We start from the raw sequence: 20,662 nt of genomic DNA on the forward strand, positions 1-20,662 counted from the left end.
CTATGTCGGATTTAAAAACCATTATTGAACAAGCCTGGGAAAAACGCGATACCATCACGCCAAGTGATGTGTCTCCTGAGGTTAAAAATGCCATTATTGATGCGCTGGCCATGCTGGACTCAGGCGCAGCCCGGGTTGCGGAAAAGATCAGCGGTGAGTGGGTTGTACATCAGTGGCTAAAAAAGGCGGTGTTGCTGTCATTTCGCATCCGCGACAATCAGCCTCTGCGTGATGGCGTCAACCAGTTTTATGATAAAGTCCCGCTTAAGTTCAGCGACTATACACCAGAGCAATTTCAGCAAGGTGGTATGCGCGTCGTGCCTAACGCCGTCGCACGTCAGGGCAGCTTTGTCGGTAAAAACGTGGTGCTGATGCCGTCTTATGTCAATATTGGCGCGTATGTAGACGAAGGGACCATGGTTGATACCTGGGCGACCGTAGGGTCATGTGCACAGATTGGTAAAAACGTGCACCTGTCAGGTGGTGTGGGCATTGGCGGTGTACTGGAGCCATTACAGGCCAACCCAACCATCATTGAAGACAACTGTTTCATCGGCGCCCGCTCCGAGATTGTTGAGGGTGTGATTGTGGAAGAAGGGGCGGTGATTTCTATGGGTGTGTATATTTCACAGAGTACCCGCATCTATGACCGCGAAACTGGTGAGATCCATTATGGCCGGGTACCAGCCGGTGCGGTAGTGGTGCCTGGCTCACTGCCGAGCAAAGATGGTACGCATAGCCTGTATACCGCCATTATCGTAAAAAAAGTGGATCAGCAAACCCGTGAGAAAGTAGGGATTAACGCCCTGCTTCGCTCTGTACAGGATTAATAAGCTGTGAACTCAAAGCCCGGCATAGTAACCGGGCTTTGTGACTGTGACCTCAGAACTCCCATTTAACGCCAAACGACGGGATAATAGGTAACCAGTGACCCCGCTCTTCTTTTTTAAGCAGTTTTCCCAGCTCATTGACCGTATAACTTGTACGTTCGATACAGCATTCATTGTCAAAGTTCAGGACATTGGACACTTCAAAGAAAACCGTTAACTCGCTGTTTGATAAAGGATAGATTTTATGAACTCGCATATCTCTGACTGCCGCTAACCGTAATACGCTCCAGGTCCATTTCCGGTGAGCTGGCGCAGACCACTGCGGTGTTCAGCGAAACATAGACAGCAGTTACAAAAGGGAGGTTGGGTATTGTCACAATACACCTCCGTTGCACATAGTCTGGACGTATTCGGCTACCTCCAGTGGTTGATTAGCACCTCTGGCTGAGGCGCTCTGCTGATAAGCATGGCCAAAGATAAGACCATCGGAAGGCGCGTGCTGAGCAGCCGGCAGTTGTCGATATCGCAAGTGGGACAACTGCCATTGCTGACTGGGAACTTGTCTTGTCATTGTTGTTTTCTCCATCGAAATAACAATGACATCCTGATGCGACAACTTACTTTAGTCGTCCTGTTCGACAGATCAGGACAGTTTTTCTGCGAGCTGTTTGTGCTGTTTTCGGTATTCCCCTGGCGTTACTCCGGTATATCGTTTGAACGCCCCATAAAACGCTGAGCGCGAATTAAAGCCGCTGTCCAGCGACACATCCAGAACACTCCTGTTCGGGTGCGCAAGCAGCTGCGCCTGAGCATGTGTCACTCTCAGCTGATTAATGAAATCGAAAAAACTGACCTTTTTACTTTGGTTGATTGCCTGAGAAACATGGTGCCGTGAATGTCCACTTGCACAGGCCAAATCATGCAGTGTCAGATCCGGATTTAAAAAGAGCTTTTCATCCTGAACCTGGTGTTCAATCAGCCTGCAAAGCTCAGCAGCCAGCGTTTCAGAAAGTGCCGAATTAACGTACTTTTCTGCTTCAGGTTCATATGCCACAACATATTGATTACTTTGAATAAATATTTCTGGTTGACGCAAACCATAGTAACTCATCAGGTAAAACACAATCACAACGCCCAGCTCGGAGAAAAAGAATACCCGCTCTCCGATTAACCAGTCGTAGTGACACCCTATACCGGTGCCATGATCAATGCAGGCCATGGCATTAACTTCAATGGCCTCGTCGAGAAACCATAAGCCGTATAGCGAGCCGAGCATGATCAATAGTCGCCGCAGCCAGTTCAGATTAATCAGCTCAAGTGACGAAAAGTTATTTTCTGAGACTATCTGGTAGGTGCTAAGTCGACGCCATGATAAAACCAGATAAATTGCTACCTGGATCATAGCCCCAAAAACAAACACATTTTCGTACCAGGACAGATACCAAGCGGGTAAATCCGGCGCATACAGATCACCATACAAAAACTGCCATTTACTCTGAGCATCAAGTAAATAAAAAGGCACGGCGCACAGCACAGCGATGAAAAATGGCAGCAGGTGTGTGCGTACAAAAGGAAGGTAAGCTGGCGAAGTTAACCTGCCTACATAGTAATAAAAACAAGGCGCCAATAAAAAAGTAACCGGTTCCTGAAAACCTATCAAATGAGGGACGTAGTTAAACGCGCCGCTTTCATCAAGCAAAATAAAAAACAGCAGCGCAACAAAACACTGGATACACAAGGCAAGCATTCTGTTTGCATCATTCGCTGTATTTTTACGGATGAGCTCATAACTGAGATACAGGCCGTGCAGGCAGCCCAAAGATAATATGACCAGTGTAAACATCTTAATTTATCCACATCAAAGCCATTCCCCGTTGCGGGTCATTAGCGTGTGGCTTTATTGTTAATTATTTTCACATAGTGTGTTCCCTTATTGGCGAAAATGCAAGGCACTATGTAAAGTGCCATTTCGTCATAAACTGAATGAGAAAATGGCACTGCGAAACAAGGTGTTCTACCAGTATAAAACTAAAGCACTAAATTAAGTGGGTACCTTTTCCAGTGTGTTAATACTGATATGAGGCCAGCGGATCAATTCACCTGGTCTGTCTTTGCGATTAAAGAAATCCAGGATCACCGTTTGAGAATACTGTAGCCAGAGCTTGGGATTACCATTTGAGTCGGTTTCTGTCAGCTCGTAAATCCAGAATGTAGAGTGCATCTCTGCTGCGTTCGCCTGGCGAGTAACGAATGGAATATTGTTTACTGACCCCGATGCCGCGGTTGAACGCACTTCCAGCTTGGTTGTATTTCGTACCTTGCCATCTCTGAGCAAAGGTGCAATTGCCTTTTGTAACAGCGCATTTGCCTGAGTCGGGTCAAATACCCCTTCAAACGGATGGTCCCTGAAGTGTTTATAGGGTGCCAGATAAGGGCTTGTATCAATATCCCCCGCTACACCAATAGGTAATCCACTCAGCGCCGGAATTTCGAATCCAGAGTGAGACTGCGCACTCTTACCCAATGCGATCACCGCATCCCCATGAGGAATACTCGACAAGCGAGCAATATCCAGCTCATCGGTCAATTGATCGCGCATATGCAGCCACAATCCAGGCTCATGGTGGATAGCCAGCCCTGGCTTGCCTGCCAGGCCTGACTGTGGGAAATCATCCGCCGCAATCTGATTGATAATTTGGGTGTAATCGAGTGTGGCAACAGATTGGTCGTCCGGGATGCCCCTGTTTGGGACGCCTTTGTCAACCAGATTGAAAGTCAGTGTTTCATCATACTGGTTCATCAACAGGCGATAATCCAGATCACCCGCAGCAAAAGGCAAGGCGATCATGTTCCAACCATGCCCTTGCAGGTTACCAATATTTTGCCAGCTACCGGGCAGATGGCATAACGGGCCCAGCTCTGAATCTTGTTGCTCTCCGATAATAATTTTACGTTGGTTCTGATCAAATCCCAACTGTGATTTAGGTGACGACATAATGAGCTCCTTGTACTTGCTTGATTGCGCCCAAGTCGCTAACAACCCCAATAGTGACAGGCGCATGACGGATGGGACTGCAAGCAGGAAAGCCTTTCAGTTTGTCCGGACATACAAAGGTGAACAGGCAGTCGAAAACAATCAACGACGGCTAAAGGATCCTTGCTCCCACAGCAAAGCTAGTACAGGAATGAAGATTAGACGAATAAAAAAATAAAAACAGGGCACGAGCGTGCCCCGACAACACGATATGTTAGCTGAGGGGACCTGGCTGATAGATATGCTATCAGAGATTTAATGCGTCAGGCCGACTGCTTTTCGTCGACTAAATCGCTTTGTGCCCCTTGCTCCAGCAAACTCATAAAGTTTGGCTGGCCAAAAATCATCATAATATCCAGTAATTGACAGGCTGATAAGTCTGACTTACCGCACTCCCAGTTAGAGATGGTTGCCTGGTCAACGGGTGTGACAAGCTTCTTACCTAGCTCAGCCTGAGTTAAGTTCATTTCTCTGCGCAGGCGACGGATCGCAGTTTGAATTTGCTTCCTGGCTGCTATTGTGTGTGCTTTACGCACAGATTCATTTCTTCTAACAGTAGTCATAACATATCCGCTTATTATCAATCACAGTGTATTACACACCCAGACATAGAGTTTCAGCCTTTGGCGAGTAAGCCCCTTAACACAGGTCTTGAGTTTCACACTTAGCTGATTTTGTTGTCGTTCAAGTGCTTATTTTTCGTCCCGGTTAGACATTTGACTAAGAGTCATGTAGTCTGAACGGGTCAGGTGGATAAATAATTAACCGGATTGGGTCATATGTCAAATACTTTTGCTACAAGATTAAAACAGTTACGTATCAACTTGGGGTATTCTCAGGTTGGCTTTTCAGAAATACTGGATATTCCTACTGCTTCGTATCGAAAGTATGAAAAAGATGTAAGGGAACCAACCTTGTCTGTGGTCAGCAAGTTCTTTTTACACCCGGTGACTAAAGACAGTGCCCTGTGGTTATTAACCGGTGAGCAGCAGACCCACTCAGCACCGCAAGCCACGGCGCAGCCACCCTTGGTATTCCAGACTGACATGGAACAGAGCCTGATCAACAGTATTGCCAGTTCACTTGAGTTTATTGCGCATATGAAATGGTTTACACCTGGTACACAGGCCGGTTATCAGGACTATGGACATATTATCCTGCGCGACCTGAAACCTTTACTTTTGCAAAGCAGTGCCGCACACGACGAAAAAAGGCGAGCCTAGTATTATTGGCCTGAAAAAGCGCTTTTAAAGGTTGTTATTGAAAAAAAGCAAAAGTAACCCAAAGCGACCACTTTCTACTTAACTGACCGCAATGGCTTACTGGCTTGTGTTCAGTCCGTTGACACGAGTTCTTCAGCACATACTAGTGATAACGCCAAACTTTCTGCACTCTCATACGCGCTGGCAAGCGACATCTCGTGCCTTTTATCGTTAAACTCCTGATATTCACTGACTATCTCATGCATAGAGTCCGCTCCAAGATAACGGCTCAGGGTGCGTAAATGGGGCATGAGATGATTACTGCTTTCCCGAATTTCTGACTTGCCAAAGCCAAACTCCCCGCATGAGGCAATAACAACCAAGGTTTTTCCAGACATTAATGGGTGTAACGGAAAGTCACCACGCTTAAGGTCAAAGTCAAATGTTTTGTTAACCCGAATAATTTGGTCAAACCAGGCTTTTAGCTGTGCTGGCATACCATAGTTGTACATGGGGGTAGAAATCACAACAATGTCTGCACGTGCCAATTCGTCGATGAGCGTATCAGAAAGCGCCAGCTGCTGCTTTTGGCTTTCTGTTCTTTTTTGCTCAGGGGTAAACACTGCACCAATCCAGTCCTGATTAATAAACTGTGGTGGATGAATACCAACATCGCGATATATATACTCATCTATCACCCCCTGGTTTTGCCAGGTTTCTATAAACCTGTGCGCAATGCGCTTTGACAGTGAGTTGTGCGATGGGTTTGCATTGCTGATGGCTCTGACGCTGGAATCAATATGTAATATTGTGCTCATAAGAGTGACCTTTTTGATTATTGAACGCAATATAGTGTGCGTCACAGCGCACTATTGAACAAACGATACTATTGCACCTATGGATGAGTTAAAATCATCTATAATCTTCTATTCAGGACGTTGATTTTGGCTTTACATGTTTCCTTACAGGCGCTCAGAGCATTCGAGGCTGCTGCACGTCATAGCAGCTTTAAACACGCCGCAGAAGAACTGGCGTTAACACCCACCGCGATTTCTCATCATATTAGTAAGCTTGAAGACCGTCTTAATGTCAGCTTGTTTATCCGCCAGACCAGAAAGATAGTCCTGACCGATGCAGGCCGACTGCTGGCAACAGCCACAACCGAGGGGTTTACACAAATAGAAACGGCACTGGCGAGCATCAGACAACTTAATGAGGTTGTCCGGGTAACCACCACCTCCTCTTTTGCAGCACAGGTATTACTTCCGGAACTCTATATGTTCAATCAGCACTATCCAGACATTGTGGTGCAAATTGCCAGCGGAGAGCTGATGGATAGTCAGCCACATACAATCCCGATAAGGCTGGGGAATATCAAAGAGGTCCAGGCCGGGGACAGACTGAACGTGGAACACTACAATCTGTTTGGTCATCAGAGCCTTGAGTCACTCAGAACCTCCGACACCCGTCCGGTTATCTATAGCACCCGCTGGAAAAACCCGGCACTGTGTAAACCACCACTCGAGGCCTGGCTGGCTGAAAACGGTTTGAATAAAGCGGATTTTAAGATCCGGGAGTTTGATCAGGAACTATTCTGCGTACAGCAGGCAGTTGCGGAGCAGGCATGGGTATTTTGTTCAGAAACGCTCACTCGTCGGCTGTGCGCAATGGGTCAGCTAAGGCCCATAAGCAGTACAGGTATAGCCTCGGAATTATGTTACTACATTCCCGGGAAAACCCGCTCCCAGACAGATAATGCAAAGAAGTTTATAGCGTGGGTCCAGGAATTAATATTATCCTGAACCGAGTCGTAGGGGCGCACTTGAGGACTGAATCAGATGGGTATTACGTAAAGCGGTTATAACTAAACAACCGCTTGGGGCTGGCAAGTCTGCTCACTTAACAAGCTTAAGTGTGACTTTTTCTTGTTTGGCTATCTGGTGGTTTTCCGCCCGGAATTCTTCAACACGATCGTATATGTCTTTAACGCCGTAATATTGCTCCAGGTTCTTTTCCGCTGCCAGTAAGTCGCCAAACTCCATAACGATTTCATAGGCTTCAGCGTATTTATCTTCCACTTCATTATCATCGTCTTTAGCGACTATGATCAGCGACTTAAAGCGCTGCTCAAATGGTCTGAGCCTTGCTCCCTTTACGATCATGGCGAGCATAAAAATGAGTGCCACTACAATTAACAAACCGCCGATAAATATTAATTCCATGATTATACCTCTCCTTTGGCAAGTCTTGATTCCATTAGCTTGTAAAATGGGTATTTGGCTAAAGTCACAAAGGTAATCACATTCACAATCACCACAAACGGGCCATATACATCGAACAATATATCACTGTTCAAGTAGCCTCGCAGAACTAACTGAGCAAAGTTCATACACATTAATGCAACCGCAATATATGCCACAACACGGGCGGTGGTAGAAAAGCTACAACCCCGGATGGCATGCAATAAATATAATACGGTCATAAACGCAGCACCAGTACACACCAAAGCGAAGTAATAAACTTGACGCATTTGTATCAATTCAAAAGGCATACTTAGAATATAATTTCCAAGACTCGAACTGGATGTGTAAAACACAAGAATCGCCAAGGAGGAAAGAAAGCATGAATGCAGCTCATGATCATCTTGCTTTTTCAAGGTGTTTTTACCACCAAAAAATAAAGCAAAACGGTACTGCTTAAAACTGTAAAGCAAGAATAAAACAATAAACAGCTCTAATCCTGTTATGATCCATCCAGTAACTTGAAAAAACTCATTCATGCTCGGCTAAAACCCTACTATTTACCCGCCAGTAACCAACTCAGCTTCGGGAGAAAGTCTCTGTGCGCGGGGCTGCGACCCATTTCCTCCGCCATTTCCTCCAGCCACTAGCCGTGCACTTTCAGTGCTCAGGCCCGGAGTTCTCTCTAGCTGGGTCATTTTTGATTTATTATTTAAGCTCTTTATAAAAAACTTCATATTTTCCGTCCTTCTAATGAAATGAAAGGACCACCCACTAAGGTTACGCACATGTTAACCTTATTGCCATATAGTAACAAGCACTAATTGCCTTAAATTCACTGAATTGCGGATGATCTCGTACACCATGACATTGGCCAAAAAGCTTAATACTGACCGAATCACGATACCGTTCATGATAAGGAAAATTAGAAAAATTGGAACAACAAAACGATAAACCGGGCTCTCTCCCGCCGATTTGCAACACTCATAACAACCCCGATCGTAAGTTTAATTCGGCCCTCAACGTAATCAGAGCATACCTTTCGGGCACAAAAAAGCCGCGGTCAACAAACCGCGGCTATTGATGTGGGTGCAACACTTATAGTGCGGTTTGCATTTCCTCAAACTTGTCTGTGATCTCAGTGCTCGGCTCAGAGGTTGCCAGGCTTACCGCTGCAATCGCAATTGCTGAGGCGATAAATCCAGGTACAATCTCATAAATTAGCGCGCTAAGCGGCTGACCATTAATAGTCACTGGGCCATAGATCCAGAACAATACTGTTGCAGCACCGACTATCATGCCCGACAGTGCACCGGCAAAGTTCATCCGCTTCCAGAATAAACTTAGCAGTACCAGAGGACCAAATGCAGCACCAAAGCCAGCCCAGGCATTACTGACCAGGCTCAGAATCGTGCTGTCTCTGTCGTAGGCCAGGTAAATGGCACACAGTGACACCAGCGCAACGCTAATCCGGCCAACCAGCACCAGCTCTTTGTCTGAGGCATCTTTGCGCAGGAAGATCTTATAGAAATCTTCCGTCAAGGAACTGGAGCTCACCAATAGCTGCGAAGAAATGGTACTCATAATGGCAGCCAGAATCGCCGCAAGTAGAAAGCCAGCAATCAAGGGGTGAAACAGCAGCTCAGATAAGATCAGGAAAATTGTCTCCGGATCTTCGACCACAATCCCATTTTCGTGTGCGTAAGCCGCACCAAACAGGCCTGTCGTGATCGCGCCCACCGTTGCCACCAGCATCCAGCTCATCCCAATGCGTCGTGCCGTGGGCATGTCTTTTACGCTGCGTACCGACATAAAACGTACAATGATATGAGGCTGGCCAAAATATCCCAGTCCCCAGGACATCGCAGAAATGATGCCGATTGCACCACCCGCACCAACCCAGGTAAGCAGCTGAGGATTAATGTCGTTGAGTGTGACGCTTAGCGGGTTGTCCAACAATGAATAAGTCACAGCGGGTACCAGAATTAACGCCAGGAACATAATACACCCTTGCACAAAGTCGGTCAGGCTAACCGCCAAAAATCCGCCGAACAAGGTGTATAAGACCACCACACCCGTCGTGATATACAGACCAGATTCGTAGCTCATGCCAAAGGAGTTTTCGAACAGTTTACCGCCCGACACCACACCTGCTGATGTATATAGGGTAAAGAAAATAATGATCACCAGCGCCGAAACAATACGCAACGCATTGCCTTTATCTTCAAAGCGATTAGCAAAATAGTCTGGAATGGTGATCGCATCATTGGCTAGTTCGGTGTAAACACGCAAACGCGGTGCCACCAACAAATAGTTTAAAAAGGCACCTATTACCAAGCCGATAGCTATCCAGGTGCTACTGAAACCACTGACAAACATGGCGCCTGGCAGACCCATAAGGATCCAGCCACTCATATCCGAGGCACCCGCAGATAGGGCTGCAACGCTAGGTGGAAGACTTCTGCCACCCAACATATAACCCGACACGTCGCTGGTTGACTTACGATACGCATACAGTCCGATACCCAGCATGGCGATGAAATACATGGCAAGTGAGATCATAGTGCCAGTTTCCAAAATTACCTCCTTTAGTCCGGGCTCCTCTCCACAATATCAGATGCTGTTATTTTCTTAGCTGAGATTGGGACAAAAGCCATTGCGAAAGGACCACTATAACATGGCAAAGATCGCCACCCAAGTTACACGGGGTGAACTGAGCATGATTTGCGCGCAATCCGCTCATACCTTAATACCAAAAGCTGAAACAAGCTGAATTAATTAATGAAATAAGCCTGAGATTGCCTTATATTGTTGTGCAGTAGAAGTATTCAGTCAGGTGTATCTTTCATGTATTTTTATGCCGCCAGGCAGCCAATCCTAAACAAAAACAAAGAACTCGTGGGTTACGAGCTGTTGTTTCGCGACGGGTTAGATAATGTCTTCCCGGAAATTGATGGTTCTGAGGCGACCTCCAGATTGATCGAAGGCAGTCAATTTAACTTTGGCCTGGAAGATTTGACCGACAACAAACCCGCATACATCAACTTCACGCTGGAAACCTTGCTCAAAGGCTACCCCACGATGATGGGACGTGAGCAGCTGGTTGTGGAAATCCTTGAAACAGTGCAGCCGGGCAAGCGCTTGCTTGCCGCCGTGCAGGATCTTAAAAGTAAAGGCTATACCATAGTGCTGGACGATTATCAGCACCAAAAAGTGTGGCGACACTTCTATCCGTTTATCGACCAAATCAAAATCGACGTCCTGACCACGGATATAGAAACCATTAAAGAGATCAAGGAAGCCATTGCACCGTTTAAGAATATTGAACTAGTCGCAGAGAAAGTCGAAACGCATGAGCAATACCAGCAAGCACTGGAACTTGGTTTTAGTTACTTCCAGGGGTTCTTTTTTGCTAAACCCGAAGTGGTTCAAAGTAAAACCTTACCGCCATCAGAGATGGCGCTGGCCGAGTTGCTATACGAGACATCAAGCGTCGACGTTGATTTAAAGCGTATTACCCAGGTATTCGAGCGCGATGTTAACCTCAGCTATAAATTGCTACGTTACTCTAATTCAGCCGCGTTTAAACGCCGCGCCGAAATTTCTACCATTAAGCAGGCTTTGGTGGTGTTGGGTAACCAGGAGCTTAAAAAGTTTTTATCTTTGCTATTTGCGTCACAGGTTTCCTCAGAGAAACCGCTGGAGTTGGTGCGCCTGTCACTCACTCGCGCACGCTTTGCTGAACTATTGGCGGTTAAGCACAAAAAGCTCAAAGACACTGGCATGGCCTTTCTCGCGGGCATGATGTCGCTGATGGACGCCATCTTAGATGAAAGCATGGACAGCGTTATGAATAAGCTGCCACTGGCCATTGAGATCAAAGATGCCTTGTTAAAACAAGAAGGCTTACTCGCCAGCTACCTGACGCTTATCAAGTTGTATGAACAGGCAAACTGGCAAGGGGCGAATGAACTGGCGCAGCAGTTGAGCCTGGATCCGGACCTGCTGCCAGATTATTACCATGAAGCGCTGCAGTGGTGCGACCAACAAATGGAAGTGATGTCGATATAGCACTGTCAGTAGCTTATACCAAACAGCCCCCTTTTCGGGGGCTGTTTTTGTTTCAGGTCAATGTTTTCTAATATCCTCTTCTAAATCCGTGCAAGTGCGACAATTTGTCACATCCCAAGCATCTGTCTGGCAAGTAAAATTCCTCTCAACAAACACGTGAAAACACTTTGGGATGAATCATGACCAGAAACCTTATTTGGCTTGCGGTAACGGCCGCCTTTTCTGCACATAGCCAGGATGCACAACACGACACACACACAGATAACCTTGAACGCATCGTGGTGATCGCCCCTATGCATAGCCCTCTAGACATTAAAACCGACCCAAAGGCACCCAGACAACCTTTACCTGCACAGGATGGTGCCGATCTGTTATCCAGCATTGCCGGTTTCTCTTTGGTTAAAAAAGGCGGCGCCAGCAGCGATCCTGTGTTTCGTGGAATGGCCGGGTCGCGCCTCAATATTATTACCGACGGTGGCCTGACACTCGGTGGCTGCGGCGGCCGTATGGACCCGCCCACGGCCTATATCACACCGCAAACCTACGATACCCTGACCGTTATCAAGGGTCCGCAAACCGTATTGTACGGCCCGGGTAATAGCGCCGCTACCGTGATTTTTGAGCGTGAATCGGAGCGCCTGAGTGAGACAGGCTGGCAAGGCTTTGCCAACGCAACCTTAGGCAGTTTTGGTAAGCGTATGGTGAATGCCGATGTAAAAGGCGGTACAGAAGACTACTATGCCCGTATTGCGGCAAGTAAGAGCGACGCCGATGATTATGAAGACGGCGAAGGCAATTCCATTCACTCCGCGTATGATAAATGGAACCTCGACTCCGAGTTTGCCTACACTCCGGACGACGACAGCCTTTATAGCCTGAGCCTTGGTCGCAGCGATGGCGAGGTCGCCTATGCCGACCGCATGATGGATGGCAGCAAGTTCGATAGAAATCACGTTGCGCTGAACGTTGAATTGAGTGAACTGACAGGGTTTGTCAATGCACTGGAAGCCAATGTGTATTACAACAACATAGATCACATCATGGATAGCCATAGCCTGCGACCATTTACCCCGAATATGATGATGAAAAACCCCACTTCATCCAACCCGGACCGTCGTACCTGGGGTGGTAAAATCATGCTCACTTCGGCTATTAATACACAACATACATTGAGTTATGGCGTCGATCACCAACAAAACCGCCATCGTATCCGCGTCAGCATGAACCAGCCAGTCATGCCCGTCGAGGCCCTGCCGCGGCGCAACAATGCCGAATTTAAACAGACCGGGTTATTTGGCGAACTAGAATATGCCCTCAGTACACAAGGCCCGAAGCGCAGCCAATGGGTGAGCGGATTACGACTTGATGACTGGTCTGCAACAGATAAGCGCCAACAACTTGGTTCCATGATGATGCCAATGACCAACCCAACGGCGAACGAAACACGTGATGACACCCTGTGGAGTGGATTTACGCGCTATCAGGTCCAGCATGAAGACATGAGCTACTATATTGGCGCAGGTCATAGCGAACGCTTTCCGGATTACTGGGAACTAATGGGTGGCGGACGTCGCGCCGTGGACAGCATGAGTGCCTTTTTGTTAGAAACGGAGAAAACCAATCAACTGGATATCGGCTGGATGTTGCAAAAATCCGGCATGACAACGTCCGTTTCTTTGTTCTACAACCGCATTGACGACTATCTGCTGACCGACAATCGCTATGAGGTGATGGACAAAACTCTGGCGGTTACCCGCAATATAGACGCTCAGACCATGGGCCTCGAAATGGAAACCCGAATGGAGCTCAGCAAACGACTGAATTTCACCACCAGTATCAATTATGTGCGCGGCAGCAATAAAACGGATCATACGGCCCTTGCACAACAGCCTCCCCTGCAGGCACGCTTTGCTATGGATTACACGCTGGATAAATGGCAGCTTGGTGGCTTATGGCGTCTTGTAAAAAGCCAGAACCGCGTTGCCATCGGTCAGGGCAACATTGCAGGTCAGGACGTTGGACCCAGTCATGGCTTTGGCACACTGGCACTGAATGTGTCCTATAGCCACTCAGATGAACTGCTATTTAGCCTTGGGGTCGATAATGTACTGGATAAGGCTTACGCAGAACACCTCAGCCGCGCCGGCGCTATGGTCAGCGGCTATGCGCAGATAGACAAAGTCAACGAAGCGGGCCGCACGCTGTGGGCCAATGTGAATTGGCGTTTTTAATCTCACAGCGTCATGGGAGCCTGACTAAGCCAGGCTCTCCTGCCACATCGGCCTGGCATTACTCCGGTTTGATACGAAATTTAACGTTACAGTAAAACCCCGTTGCTATCACCGTTGCTGCGCCTGCCAAAATCAGGATAGCGGACTGCTCTTCACCGAACAGGCCAAGATAATCGAGCAAGGCTGCGGCACTCATCATCAGGCCGCCAACAAATAACCCCCAACCAAAGATTTGCGCAATGGCGTTATGGCTATGATATTTATCCGGATCCCACCCTGCGATTAAAAACATACAGTGCTTTACCCCAATCAGATATGCCCCTACCAGACAGGGTAACGCCGCCACAATAAACACGACAATGGCACCTGCATTTGAATTTTCCATCATTAAGCTCCTTTTAGGGCGGACAATCCGAGCACACAGCCAACCTGAAACACTGTCATGACCGTTGCGCACTCATCGCCCGGATATGATAAAGCATGTTGTGTGCTTTTCGTTCACCTAATGAAGTTACCCTTTTAGGGTCAACTAGGCAAATACCTGGCACAAAGGCCGTTCAGAAAGGAAAAGTCTATTTGCAATATCATAATAAAAAAACCGGTCAGCGAATGCTGACCGGCTTGATAAAAGGCTACAGATTCTCGAGGAAGTCCTCATCGAACTCTTCTGGTTCCTCCTCAACGGGCGGGTTGCCATCATGGAGTTCATACAGCTGGCGCTGAAAATACACGTCTTTAAGGAAAATATATGGGTCGAGCGACTCATTAAGGAGCTTTTCCTGCGACATCAGGCTGGCTCTTGCCTCAACGGCGCGCAGCGCAAATACCAGAATAGTTTGCGGCGTAGACAGTGCTATTTCTGGTAGCACAACGTTATCGACCACATCACCGGTGAGGTTACGAGCCGTCGACGGACCATAACCCGGGATCATCAGATAGGCACCGTCACCAATACCCCAGACACCCAATGTCTGACCAAAGTCTTCATCTTTGTGTTCCAGGCCCAGCGTCTTGGCCACATCAAACAGGCCAAAAATACCCACGGTTGTGTTCACCATAAAGCGCGCAACATTGACGCCCGCATCGCCCGGTTTGGCCTGCAGGGCGGCGTTCACGGCATCTGTTGGTGCAGCAAGGTTAGTCGTGAAGTTCACAATACTGCTGCGCACCGGTGCCGGTGTAATGGCAATATACCCTTTCGCTGCAGGACGTAAGATGTAGGCATCCAGAACATCCATATTAAAGTCGTACAACGGCCGGTTGAGCGACTGTAGTGGATCTCGGGGGTCTTGTTTTTCTTCGGGGACTTGCGCACACCCTGATAAAATTAGCGCCAAAGCGGCGCCAACGAGTTTTTTATACATTTAGCTTCCTGTGCTGGTTATAACACGACTGATAGTGACCGAAACCTGCTGTGCTTCTGGGGTCATCGTGATGCTCTGAGTCGCGCCTTCAAGCTCACCGCTCTGCAGAGCCACGTTGCCATCCACTGAAATACGTGCTGTAACAATCACTTCTTTAAACCCTGACAGCTTGAGGTTAGGCATCATCGCCATACTATCGTCCAAATTGACACTCAATGGCAAGTTAAAATCTGTAAGTTTGGCAACCGCCAATGGCATTGGCGGACCTTCCGCCGCTTTGGCAAAGACAAACAAAGTTGCGTTTGCAGGTATTCTATCCGCTAACTCGTCTGCCAGTGTCACTGTCACTTGCAGCCCATCAGCCGGCATTGCTGGCTGTGAGGCTTGTGCTGAGTCCAACTTCTCGTTCAGCTCAGTAATACGTTGACGGATCATCGCGTAACGCGGGTCGTCCTGAGTCATGCTCGCAAGCAAGACTTCGAAAGCCGCTTTAGACTCTTTCCAGTCCTGACGCTCATAGGCGATCAGCGCCAGCAAGGAAATCGCATCGATATTCCGTGGCTCGCGTTGTAGTACCTGAGACAACATGCGGGCGGCGCGGTTCATGGCGTTTTCAGAGCCCTCAACCAGCAGCGCCTGAGCATAGCTGACCTTCACATTACTGTTATCCGGTTGCATTGCCAGTGCTTTATCAAATGCCTGCATGGCCATTTCAAAATCGTTTAGTGACATAGCAACTCGGCCCAGCAACATCCAGGCCACTGCGTCGTCGCCACTGTTTGCCAGCTTAGTACGCAGCCCCAGCGCAAATGCCTGAAGTTCATTCGGACTGAGCGGCTCACCCGTTTGCATCACCGCACGCTGGCCATACTCGGGCAACATATCAACCGCTTTGTACCAGTCGGCGATTTGTTTTTGACTGCCCGTGAAGGAGTAAAATACCGCACTGACGACCAGCAGGAATGCCACACCCGTCGCGGCAAGCACCAGGTTGTTACCCCGTGTATCCAGCGTACGCTCCGGTGACAACTCGTTCAGCAATCGGCGCTTGAGCTCCAGTACAGATTCATCATGGCTGCTCTGGTCAATACGCTGATTACCCAGCTCTTCTGCCAGCTCCTGTAAACGCTGCTGATAAATGTCGATGCGCTCGGCATTGGCATCGTGGTCCACAGCGACCAGTTTGTCACGACGGAAAAACGGCATGACTACGAACAAAGCTGCCAGCACAGTCAGAAGCGCAAACATGCCCCACATTTGCATCATGTCATTCATGAAGTACGCTCCTTACGCTGGCTTTGTTTGATTAGCTCTGCCAGTTTTTGTTCATCTTCCGGGCTCCAGCTTTGCTTACGTGCTGCTTTTTTCTGTCTGAACACGATAAAGCCAAAACCCAACACCAGGATCACCACAGGCATCACCCACAATACAATGGTGGCCGGGGTAACGGGCGGCTGGTAGTGAACAAAGTAACCGTAACGGTCGATCATAAAGTCGATGACTTCTTGCTTAGACTTGCCTTCCTGAACCATGTCCAGCACGCGGTCGCGTAAGTCTTTGGCGACTACTGCATCAGAGTCCGCAATGTTTTGGTTCTGACACTTAGGACATCTTAGTTCCTGCACCAGCTCTTTAAAGGTCTGCTCTCGTTCGGCGTTCTTGAACTGGTATTTGTCTTCAACAGCATGGGCACTGAGCGACCACAGGCCTGCCAGTAATACCAATGCCAGCATTAGTTTTTTCATGGTTGCAACTCCTGAATTGCCGGAGCAAATTTGCTGCGCCACACGCGCGGATTAATGTCGCCGGTGTGGTGTAAAATGATCTTACCGTTTTTATCTACCAGGAAGGTTTCCGGCGCGCCCGAAACCCCTAAGTCCAGCGCCAGAGTGCGCTCCAGGTCAAGGATATTAAACTGGTAAGGGTCACCTGCACGCGACAGCATTTGCTGTACGTCGGCACGCAGGTAGTTAATATCAAACTGATCTCCAAAGTCGGGATCATAGGCTTGCTCGTAGTACAAACCGATGATCCGCACGCCCTGCTCGCGCAGCTCGGTCAGATAACCCAGCTCCGCAATGCAGGTCGGGCACCAAGTGCCCCACACGTTCAGCAGGTACACCTCTCCCAGCAAGTCCTGATCGGTCCAGCGCTTTTGCTCATCCATCAGATCGGGCAATTCGAACGCCGGCATAGTCTGGCCCAGGCGGCCGGTTTGCAGCTCTCTGGGGTTACCAAACAAGCCCTGATACAAGAACACACACAACAATACAAAGATCAGCAGTGGCGCCAGGCCTAAAAACTTCTTGTTCATTATGCGTGCTCCACAGAGGGTTGCTTGCGACGACGATAACGCTTATCGGCCAGCACTATAAAACCAGCCAGGGAGATCAGAATACCACCCAGCCACATCCAGCGAACGTAAGGTTTATGGTAAATACGCAGTGACCAGGCACCATTGCCCATGGACTCACCCAGCGCCAGATACAGGTCACGGAAGAAGCCATCATCAACTGCTGCTTCGGTCATAAACTGCATACCCACATCGTACAAACGTTTTTCTGCATGCAACAAGGTGACATATTCACCGTCCTTAAATACGGTGACTTCACCGGCATGGCCGCCATAGTTAGGGCCTCGGATCTCGTTCACGCCTTCAAAGCGATACTCGTACTCATTCAACGTTGCGGTTTCACCTTTTGTCATCACCACTGAGCGTTCAACTGAATACGCAGACGTCAGGGTCACACTGGCAATCACAAACGCAATACCTACATGACCCAGCACCATCGCCCAATAACTCATGCCCAGACGTTTCAAACCCTGAGCCGTGCTTGGGTGAACGCTCACTTTTTCAACCAGGTCAACCACAGTGGCGATACAGATCCATACCGCCAGTGCGGTCGCCAGATAAGTCAGCATGCTGATGTCATCAAAGCTGGAGAACAGCCAGGCGCTGGTGATCACAATAGTGGCAACAAAAATAGCGGCCCATTTTTTAGCCAGCGGAGGCAACTTGTTCTGCTTCCAGCGCAGCATAGGCGCCATGCCCATCAAGATGGCAAACGGCACAATCAGAATGGCGAACATCTGGTTAAAGAAAGGTACGCCAATGGAGATGGAACCCAGCCCAAGCTCTTTATGGATCATTGGCAACAGCGTGCCCAGCAATACAATCAGGGTTGCCACAACCAGGAAGATGTTATTCACCCACAGCCCGACTTCACGGGAAACAAGCTTGTAACGGCCTTCGCTGTACACCTGGCTTACACGTAATCCATAAAGTGCCAGACTACCGCCCACCACTAAGGCCAGGAAAGACAGAATAAACAAACCACGATCGGGGTCGGTGGCAAAGGCGTGTACCGATACAATGATGCCGGAACGAACGATAAAGGTGCCTAACAAACACAAGCTAAATGCGGCGATAGCTAATAAAACAGTCCAGGATTTGAACACGCCGCGTTTCTCTGTAATAGCCAGCGAGTGCAACAACGCGGTTGCCACCAGCCAGGGCATTAAAGAGGCATTTTCAACCGGATCCCAGAACCACCAGCCACCCCAGCCCAGTTCAGCATAGGCCCACCAGCTACCAATGGTAATACCTAAAGTCAAAAAGCCCCATGCGGCCATAGTCCAGGGACGCGACCATTTGGCCCAGGTATTATCCAGCTTGCCAGTTAACAGAGCGGCAATTGCAAAAGAGAAAGACACAGATAACCCCACATACCCCATATAGAGCAAAGGTGGGTGAATGATCATGCCTGGGTCTTGCAGTAATGGGTTCAAATCGCGGCCTTCCACCGGGTAGTAAGGCAGCAAACGCTCAAACGGGCTCGACATCCACAGGGTATAAAGCATAAAACCAACCCCGAGGAAACCCAGCACACCGAGTACGCGCGCGCGCAGCACCCAGGGCAGAGATTTAGACATCATGGCAACTAACGCCGTCCAGCTTGCCTGCATCACCAACCACAACAGAATGGCGCCTTCATGGCCACCCCAGGTTGATGTGACCTTGTAATACCAGGGCAAGGTACTGGAAGAGTGATGCGCTACGTAAGCCACAGTAAAGTCATCGGTGAGTGTGATATAAATCAGTACACCAAAAGAAAACAAAACCAGCAGACACTGACCAATGGCCAGTGAAGGCGCCGTACGCATCAGGCGTAAGTTGCCGGTATAAGCGCCCCAGAGAGGAAAAATACACAACAGCAGGCTCAGGCCCATGGCCAGAACCAATGAAAAATAACCTATCTCAGGGATCATACTAGTTCTCGCTGTTTAAATTATATTTGGGTTTTTCGTGCTTGATCCCTTTCACGGCTTCAGCTATCTCGGCTGGCATATACTCTTCATCGTGTTTTGCCAGCACTTCAAATGCTTCTATCACGTTAGGTTCAACCAGTGTGCCCTGGGCAACAATCCCCTGACCCTCACGGAACAAGTCTGGCAAAATACCATGGTACTTGATAGTGACCATTGGACCGGTATCAATGAGTTTAAAGGTCACATCCAGAGAGGTTTCAACTCGATCCACACTGCCAGGCACAACCATGCCGCCGATGCGCAGCTTTTGCCCGATATAAGGCAGCTCTTTGTCGGGGCCCTTACCTTCAATCAGCTCGCTGGGCGTATAAAAGAGGTTAATGTTTTCTTGTAACGCATACAGAGTCAGACCAACTGCTGAGCCGATGCCGAATATCACGGCTAATACGGCAAATAAGCGTTTTTTACGTCTTGGGTTCATGCTTTAGCCTCCTCTTGGGCCTGCTTGATACGTGCTTCACGCTTCATTTGTGCATCCACTTCACGCTTGATGCGCTTGGCATCGTTCAAAGACGCCCATACCAAGCCCAGCAGGATAAAGGCACAGCTACCAAAGGATAGCCAGACATAAAAGGCGTAACCGCCCATGTGAAAAAAGTCACTCAAAGATTCAAACTGCATACTTAACCTCGACTAACCAGCTGGCGCACCCAGGGGCGGTGCTTCTCGACCTGAAGGATCTCGTTTTTAAGACGGACCAGTGACAGCGCGCCAACAAAGGCGGCAAATCCTAAAATATTGATAAGCAACGGCCATAACATAGACGGATCGATGGCAGAGGTATCAAATTTGGTGATGGTTGAGCCCTGGTGCAGCGTGTTCCACCACTCAACAGAGAAATGAATAATCGGCAGGTTGATCACCCCAACAATGGCCAGAATACAGGCCGCTCTGCCACCGGATTTTTTGTCCTCAAAGGCGTGATACAAAGACAATACACCAAAGTACAAAAACAACAGGATCAACTCAGACGTTAAGCGCGCATCCCATACCCACCAGGCACCCCACATAGGTTTACCCCAGGCAGCGCCAGTGATAAGGGCAATGGCGGTCATCGCCGCGCCAACCGGAGCAATGGCAATCACGGCCAGTTCAGCATTACGAATTTGCCACACCAGCGCTACGATTGCGGCAATCGCCATAGACGAATACGCCCCCATCGACAAAATAGCCGACGGTACATGGATAAAGATAATGCGATAGCTGTCCTTTTGCTGATAATCGGCTGGAGCAAACGCCAGGCCCCAAATCCATCCTACGGCGATACAAACCGCCGTTACGGTAACAAAGTACGGAAGCAAGGTGTTACACAATTGGTAAGCACGCTCCGCTTTGGCATAGGGATGTAACCACTTCCACAT

At 48.6% G+C, this 20,662-nt stretch carries 23 protein-coding genes; 5 read left to right on the forward strand and 18 right to left on the reverse strand.

Features of this window, described 5'->3' with window-relative positions; all coding sequences use genetic code 11:
- Positions 1–2: 2 nt before the first annotated feature.
- Positions 3–830 (forward strand): 2,3,4,5-tetrahydropyridine-2,6-dicarboxylate N-succinyltransferase, encoded by an 828-nt coding sequence (dapD, locus tag CWB99_RS16005; RefSeq protein WP_138550050.1) that lies wholly within the window; start codon positions 3–5, stop codon positions 828–830.
- 52 nt (positions 831–882) lie between these two features.
- Here dapD and CWB99_RS16010 read toward each other — a convergent pair whose 3' ends face one another.
- The 5 genes from CWB99_RS16010 to CWB99_RS16030 form a co-directional block, all read right to left on the reverse strand.
- Complete coding sequence (locus CWB99_RS16010; protein ID WP_138550049.1) at positions 883–1,086, reverse strand: hypothetical protein; 204 nt, start codon at positions 1,084–1,086, stop codon at positions 883–885.
- Positions 1,087–1,203: 117 nt separating this feature from the next.
- A complete protein-coding gene (locus CWB99_RS16015; RefSeq protein WP_138550048.1) occupies positions 1,204–1,401 on the reverse strand; it encodes a hypothetical protein in 198 nt (65 codons plus the stop codon).
- Positions 1,402–1,473: 72 nt separating this feature from the next.
- Complete coding sequence (locus CWB99_RS16020) at positions 1,474–2,673, reverse strand: helix-turn-helix domain-containing protein (protein WP_138550047.1); 1,200 nt, start codon at positions 2,671–2,673, stop codon at positions 1,474–1,476.
- 198 nt (positions 2,674–2,871) lie between these two features.
- Complete coding sequence (locus tag CWB99_RS16025) at positions 2,872–3,825, reverse strand: heme-binding protein (RefSeq protein ID WP_138550046.1); 954 nt, start codon at positions 3,823–3,825, stop codon at positions 2,872–2,874.
- 302 nt (positions 3,826–4,127) lie between these two features.
- Positions 4,128–4,427 (reverse strand): helix-turn-helix domain-containing protein, encoded by a 300-nt coding sequence (locus CWB99_RS16030; protein WP_082353206.1) that lies wholly within the window; start codon positions 4,425–4,427, stop codon positions 4,128–4,130.
- 216 nt (positions 4,428–4,643) lie between these two features.
- Between CWB99_RS16030 and CWB99_RS16035 the strand changes: the two genes are divergently transcribed.
- Positions 4,644–5,087 (forward strand): helix-turn-helix domain-containing protein, encoded by a 444-nt coding sequence (locus CWB99_RS16035; protein ID WP_138550045.1) that lies wholly within the window; start codon positions 4,644–4,646, stop codon positions 5,085–5,087.
- 110 nt (positions 5,088–5,197) lie between these two features.
- Here the strand turns inward: CWB99_RS16035 and CWB99_RS16040 are convergent, their stop codons facing one another.
- A complete protein-coding gene (locus CWB99_RS16040) occupies positions 5,198–5,884 on the reverse strand; it encodes an FMN-dependent NADH-azoreductase (RefSeq protein ID WP_138550044.1) in 687 nt (228 codons plus the stop codon).
- 126 nt (positions 5,885–6,010) lie between these two features.
- On the opposite strand from CWB99_RS16040, the gene CWB99_RS16045 reads away from it, so the two are divergent.
- Positions 6,011–6,868 (forward strand): LysR family transcriptional regulator, encoded by an 858-nt coding sequence (locus CWB99_RS16045; protein ID WP_138550043.1) that lies wholly within the window; start codon positions 6,011–6,013, stop codon positions 6,866–6,868.
- A gap of 93 nt (positions 6,869–6,961) precedes the next feature.
- Here the strand turns inward: CWB99_RS16045 and CWB99_RS16050 are convergent, their stop codons facing one another.
- The 3 genes from CWB99_RS16050 to putP all read right to left on the reverse strand — a co-directional run bounded on the left by CWB99_RS16050 (position 6,962) and on the right by putP (position 9,883).
- Complete coding sequence (locus tag CWB99_RS16050; RefSeq protein ID WP_138550042.1) at positions 6,962–7,288, reverse strand: hypothetical protein; 327 nt, start codon at positions 7,286–7,288, stop codon at positions 6,962–6,964.
- A 2-nt stretch (positions 7,289–7,290) separates the two neighbouring features.
- Positions 7,291–7,845, reverse strand: coding sequence for a hypothetical protein (locus CWB99_RS16055; protein WP_138550041.1), 555 nt, complete (start codon positions 7,843–7,845; stop codon positions 7,291–7,293).
- A 559-nt stretch (positions 7,846–8,404) separates the two neighbouring features.
- Positions 8,405–9,883, reverse strand: a complete 1,479-nt coding sequence (gene putP / locus CWB99_RS16060; protein WP_138550040.1) for a sodium/proline symporter PutP — start codon at positions 9,881–9,883, stop codon at positions 8,405–8,407.
- 270 nt (positions 9,884–10,153) lie between these two features.
- Here putP and CWB99_RS16065 point away from each other — a divergent pair, with 270 nt between their 5' ends.
- Both CWB99_RS16065 and CWB99_RS16070 read left to right on the forward strand, forming a co-directional pair.
- Positions 10,154–11,377 (forward strand): EAL and HDOD domain-containing protein, encoded by a 1,224-nt coding sequence (locus tag CWB99_RS16065; protein ID WP_138550039.1) that lies wholly within the window; start codon positions 10,154–10,156, stop codon positions 11,375–11,377.
- 179 nt (positions 11,378–11,556) lie between these two features.
- On the forward strand, positions 11,557–13,608 hold the full coding sequence (locus CWB99_RS16070) for a TonB-dependent copper receptor (protein WP_138550038.1): 2,052 nt from the start codon (positions 11,557–11,559) through the stop codon (positions 13,606–13,608).
- Between the two features lie 58 nt (positions 13,609–13,666).
- Here the strand turns inward: CWB99_RS16070 and CWB99_RS16075 are convergent, their stop codons facing one another.
- The 9 genes from CWB99_RS16075 to CWB99_RS16115 form a co-directional block, all read right to left on the reverse strand.
- Positions 13,667–13,996 carry a hypothetical protein gene (locus CWB99_RS16075; protein WP_138550037.1) on the reverse strand — a complete coding sequence of 110 codons (330 nt, stop codon included), beginning with the start codon at positions 13,994–13,996 and terminating at the stop codon, positions 13,667–13,669.
- 244 nt (positions 13,997–14,240) lie between these two features.
- The gene (locus tag CWB99_RS16080) at positions 14,241–14,972 is read right to left on the reverse strand and encodes an MlaA family lipoprotein (RefSeq protein WP_138550036.1); all 732 of its coding nucleotides are present in this window, start codon (positions 14,970–14,972) and stop codon (positions 14,241–14,243) included.
- A complete protein-coding gene (gene ccmI, locus CWB99_RS16085; protein WP_432760836.1) occupies positions 14,973–16,247 on the reverse strand; it encodes a c-type cytochrome biogenesis protein CcmI in 1,275 nt (424 codons plus the stop codon).
- On the reverse strand, positions 16,244–16,717 hold the full coding sequence (locus CWB99_RS16090) for a cytochrome c-type biogenesis protein (protein WP_138550035.1): 474 nt from the start codon (positions 16,715–16,717) through the stop codon (positions 16,244–16,246). The genes ccmI and CWB99_RS16090 overlap by 4 nt, the downstream gene beginning before the upstream one ends.
- On the reverse strand, positions 16,714–17,286 hold the full coding sequence (locus CWB99_RS16095; RefSeq protein ID WP_138550034.1) for a redoxin family protein: 573 nt from the start codon (positions 17,284–17,286) through the stop codon (positions 16,714–16,716). The genes CWB99_RS16090 and CWB99_RS16095 overlap by 4 nt, the downstream gene beginning before the upstream one ends.
- Positions 17,286–19,241, reverse strand: a complete 1,956-nt coding sequence (locus tag CWB99_RS16100; protein ID WP_138550033.1) for a heme lyase CcmF/NrfE family subunit — start codon at positions 19,239–19,241, stop codon at positions 17,286–17,288. Before CWB99_RS16100 ends, CWB99_RS16095 begins: the two co-directional genes overlap by 1 nt.
- Position 19,242: 1 nt before the next feature.
- Complete coding sequence (ccmE, locus tag CWB99_RS16105) at positions 19,243–19,722, reverse strand: cytochrome c maturation protein CcmE (protein WP_138550032.1); 480 nt, start codon at positions 19,720–19,722, stop codon at positions 19,243–19,245.
- Positions 19,719–19,922 carry a heme exporter protein CcmD gene (gene ccmD, locus CWB99_RS16110; RefSeq protein WP_054015643.1) on the reverse strand — a complete coding sequence of 68 codons (204 nt, stop codon included), beginning with the start codon at positions 19,920–19,922 and terminating at the stop codon, positions 19,719–19,721. Before ccmD ends, ccmE begins: the two co-directional genes overlap by 4 nt.
- A 2-nt stretch (positions 19,923–19,924) precedes the next feature.
- Positions 19,925–20,662, reverse strand: coding sequence for a heme ABC transporter permease (locus tag CWB99_RS16115; RefSeq protein ID WP_125720824.1), 738 nt, complete (start codon positions 20,660–20,662; stop codon positions 19,925–19,927).

Source organism: Pseudoalteromonas rubra, assembly GCF_005887095.1.
Classification (GTDB): Bacteria; Pseudomonadota; Gammaproteobacteria; order Enterobacterales; family Alteromonadaceae; genus Pseudoalteromonas; species Pseudoalteromonas rubra_E.

Excerpts from the sequence above, each read along its gene's own strand:
- dapD (WP_138550050.1), top strand. The coding sequence starts at position 3 with ATGTCGGATTTAAAAACCATTATTGAACAAGCCTGGGAAAAACGCGAT.
- CWB99_RS16010 (WP_138550049.1), bottom strand. The coding sequence starts at position 1,086 with ATGCGAGTTCATAAAATCTATCCTTTATCAAACAGCGAGTTAACGGTT.
- CWB99_RS16015 (WP_138550048.1), bottom strand. The coding sequence starts at position 1,401 with ATGACAAGACAAGTTCCCAGTCAGCAATGGCAGTTGTCCCACTTGCGA.
- CWB99_RS16020 (WP_138550047.1), bottom strand. The coding sequence starts at position 2,673 with ATGTTTACACTGGTCATATTATCTTTGGGCTGCCTGCACGGCCTGTAT.
- CWB99_RS16025 (WP_138550046.1), bottom strand. The coding sequence starts at position 3,825 with ATGTCGTCACCTAAATCACAGTTGGGATTTGATCAGAACCAACGTAAA.
- CWB99_RS16030 (WP_082353206.1), bottom strand. The coding sequence starts at position 4,427 with ATGACTACTGTTAGAAGAAATGAATCTGTGCGTAAAGCACACACAATA.
- CWB99_RS16035 (WP_138550045.1), top strand. The coding sequence starts at position 4,644 with ATGTCAAATACTTTTGCTACAAGATTAAAACAGTTACGTATCAACTTG.
- CWB99_RS16040 (WP_138550044.1), bottom strand. The coding sequence starts at position 5,884 with ATGAGCACAATATTACATATTGATTCCAGCGTCAGAGCCATCAGCAAT.
- CWB99_RS16050 (WP_138550042.1), bottom strand. The coding sequence starts at position 7,288 with ATGGAATTAATATTTATCGGCGGTTTGTTAATTGTAGTGGCACTCATT.
- CWB99_RS16055 (WP_138550041.1), bottom strand. The coding sequence starts at position 7,845 with ATGAATGAGTTTTTTCAAGTTACTGGATGGATCATAACAGGATTAGAG.
- CWB99_RS16065 (WP_138550039.1), top strand. The coding sequence starts at position 10,154 with ATGTATTTTTATGCCGCCAGGCAGCCAATCCTAAACAAAAACAAAGAA.
- CWB99_RS16070 (WP_138550038.1), top strand. The coding sequence starts at position 11,557 with ATGACCAGAAACCTTATTTGGCTTGCGGTAACGGCCGCCTTTTCTGCA.
- CWB99_RS16075 (WP_138550037.1), bottom strand. The coding sequence starts at position 13,996 with ATGATGGAAAATTCAAATGCAGGTGCCATTGTCGTGTTTATTGTGGCG.
- CWB99_RS16080 (WP_138550036.1), bottom strand. The coding sequence starts at position 14,972 with ATGTATAAAAAACTCGTTGGCGCCGCTTTGGCGCTAATTTTATCAGGG.
- ccmI (WP_432760836.1), bottom strand. The coding sequence starts at position 16,247 with ATGAATGACATGATGCAAATGTGGGGCATGTTTGCGCTTCTGACTGTG.
- CWB99_RS16090 (WP_138550035.1), bottom strand. The coding sequence starts at position 16,717 with ATGAAAAAACTAATGCTGGCATTGGTATTACTGGCAGGCCTGTGGTCG.
- CWB99_RS16095 (WP_138550034.1), bottom strand. The coding sequence starts at position 17,286 with ATGAACAAGAAGTTTTTAGGCCTGGCGCCACTGCTGATCTTTGTATTG.
- CWB99_RS16100 (WP_138550033.1), bottom strand. The coding sequence starts at position 19,241 with ATGATCCCTGAGATAGGTTATTTTTCATTGGTTCTGGCCATGGGCCTG.
- ccmE (WP_138550032.1), bottom strand. The coding sequence starts at position 19,722 with ATGAACCCAAGACGTAAAAAACGCTTATTTGCCGTATTAGCCGTGATA.
- ccmD (WP_054015643.1), bottom strand. The coding sequence starts at position 19,922 with ATGCAGTTTGAATCTTTGAGTGACTTTTTTCACATGGGCGGTTACGCC.
- CWB99_RS16115 (WP_125720824.1), bottom strand. The coding sequence starts at position 20,662 with ATGTGGAAGTGGTTACATCCCTATGCCAAAGCGGAGCGTGCTTACCAA.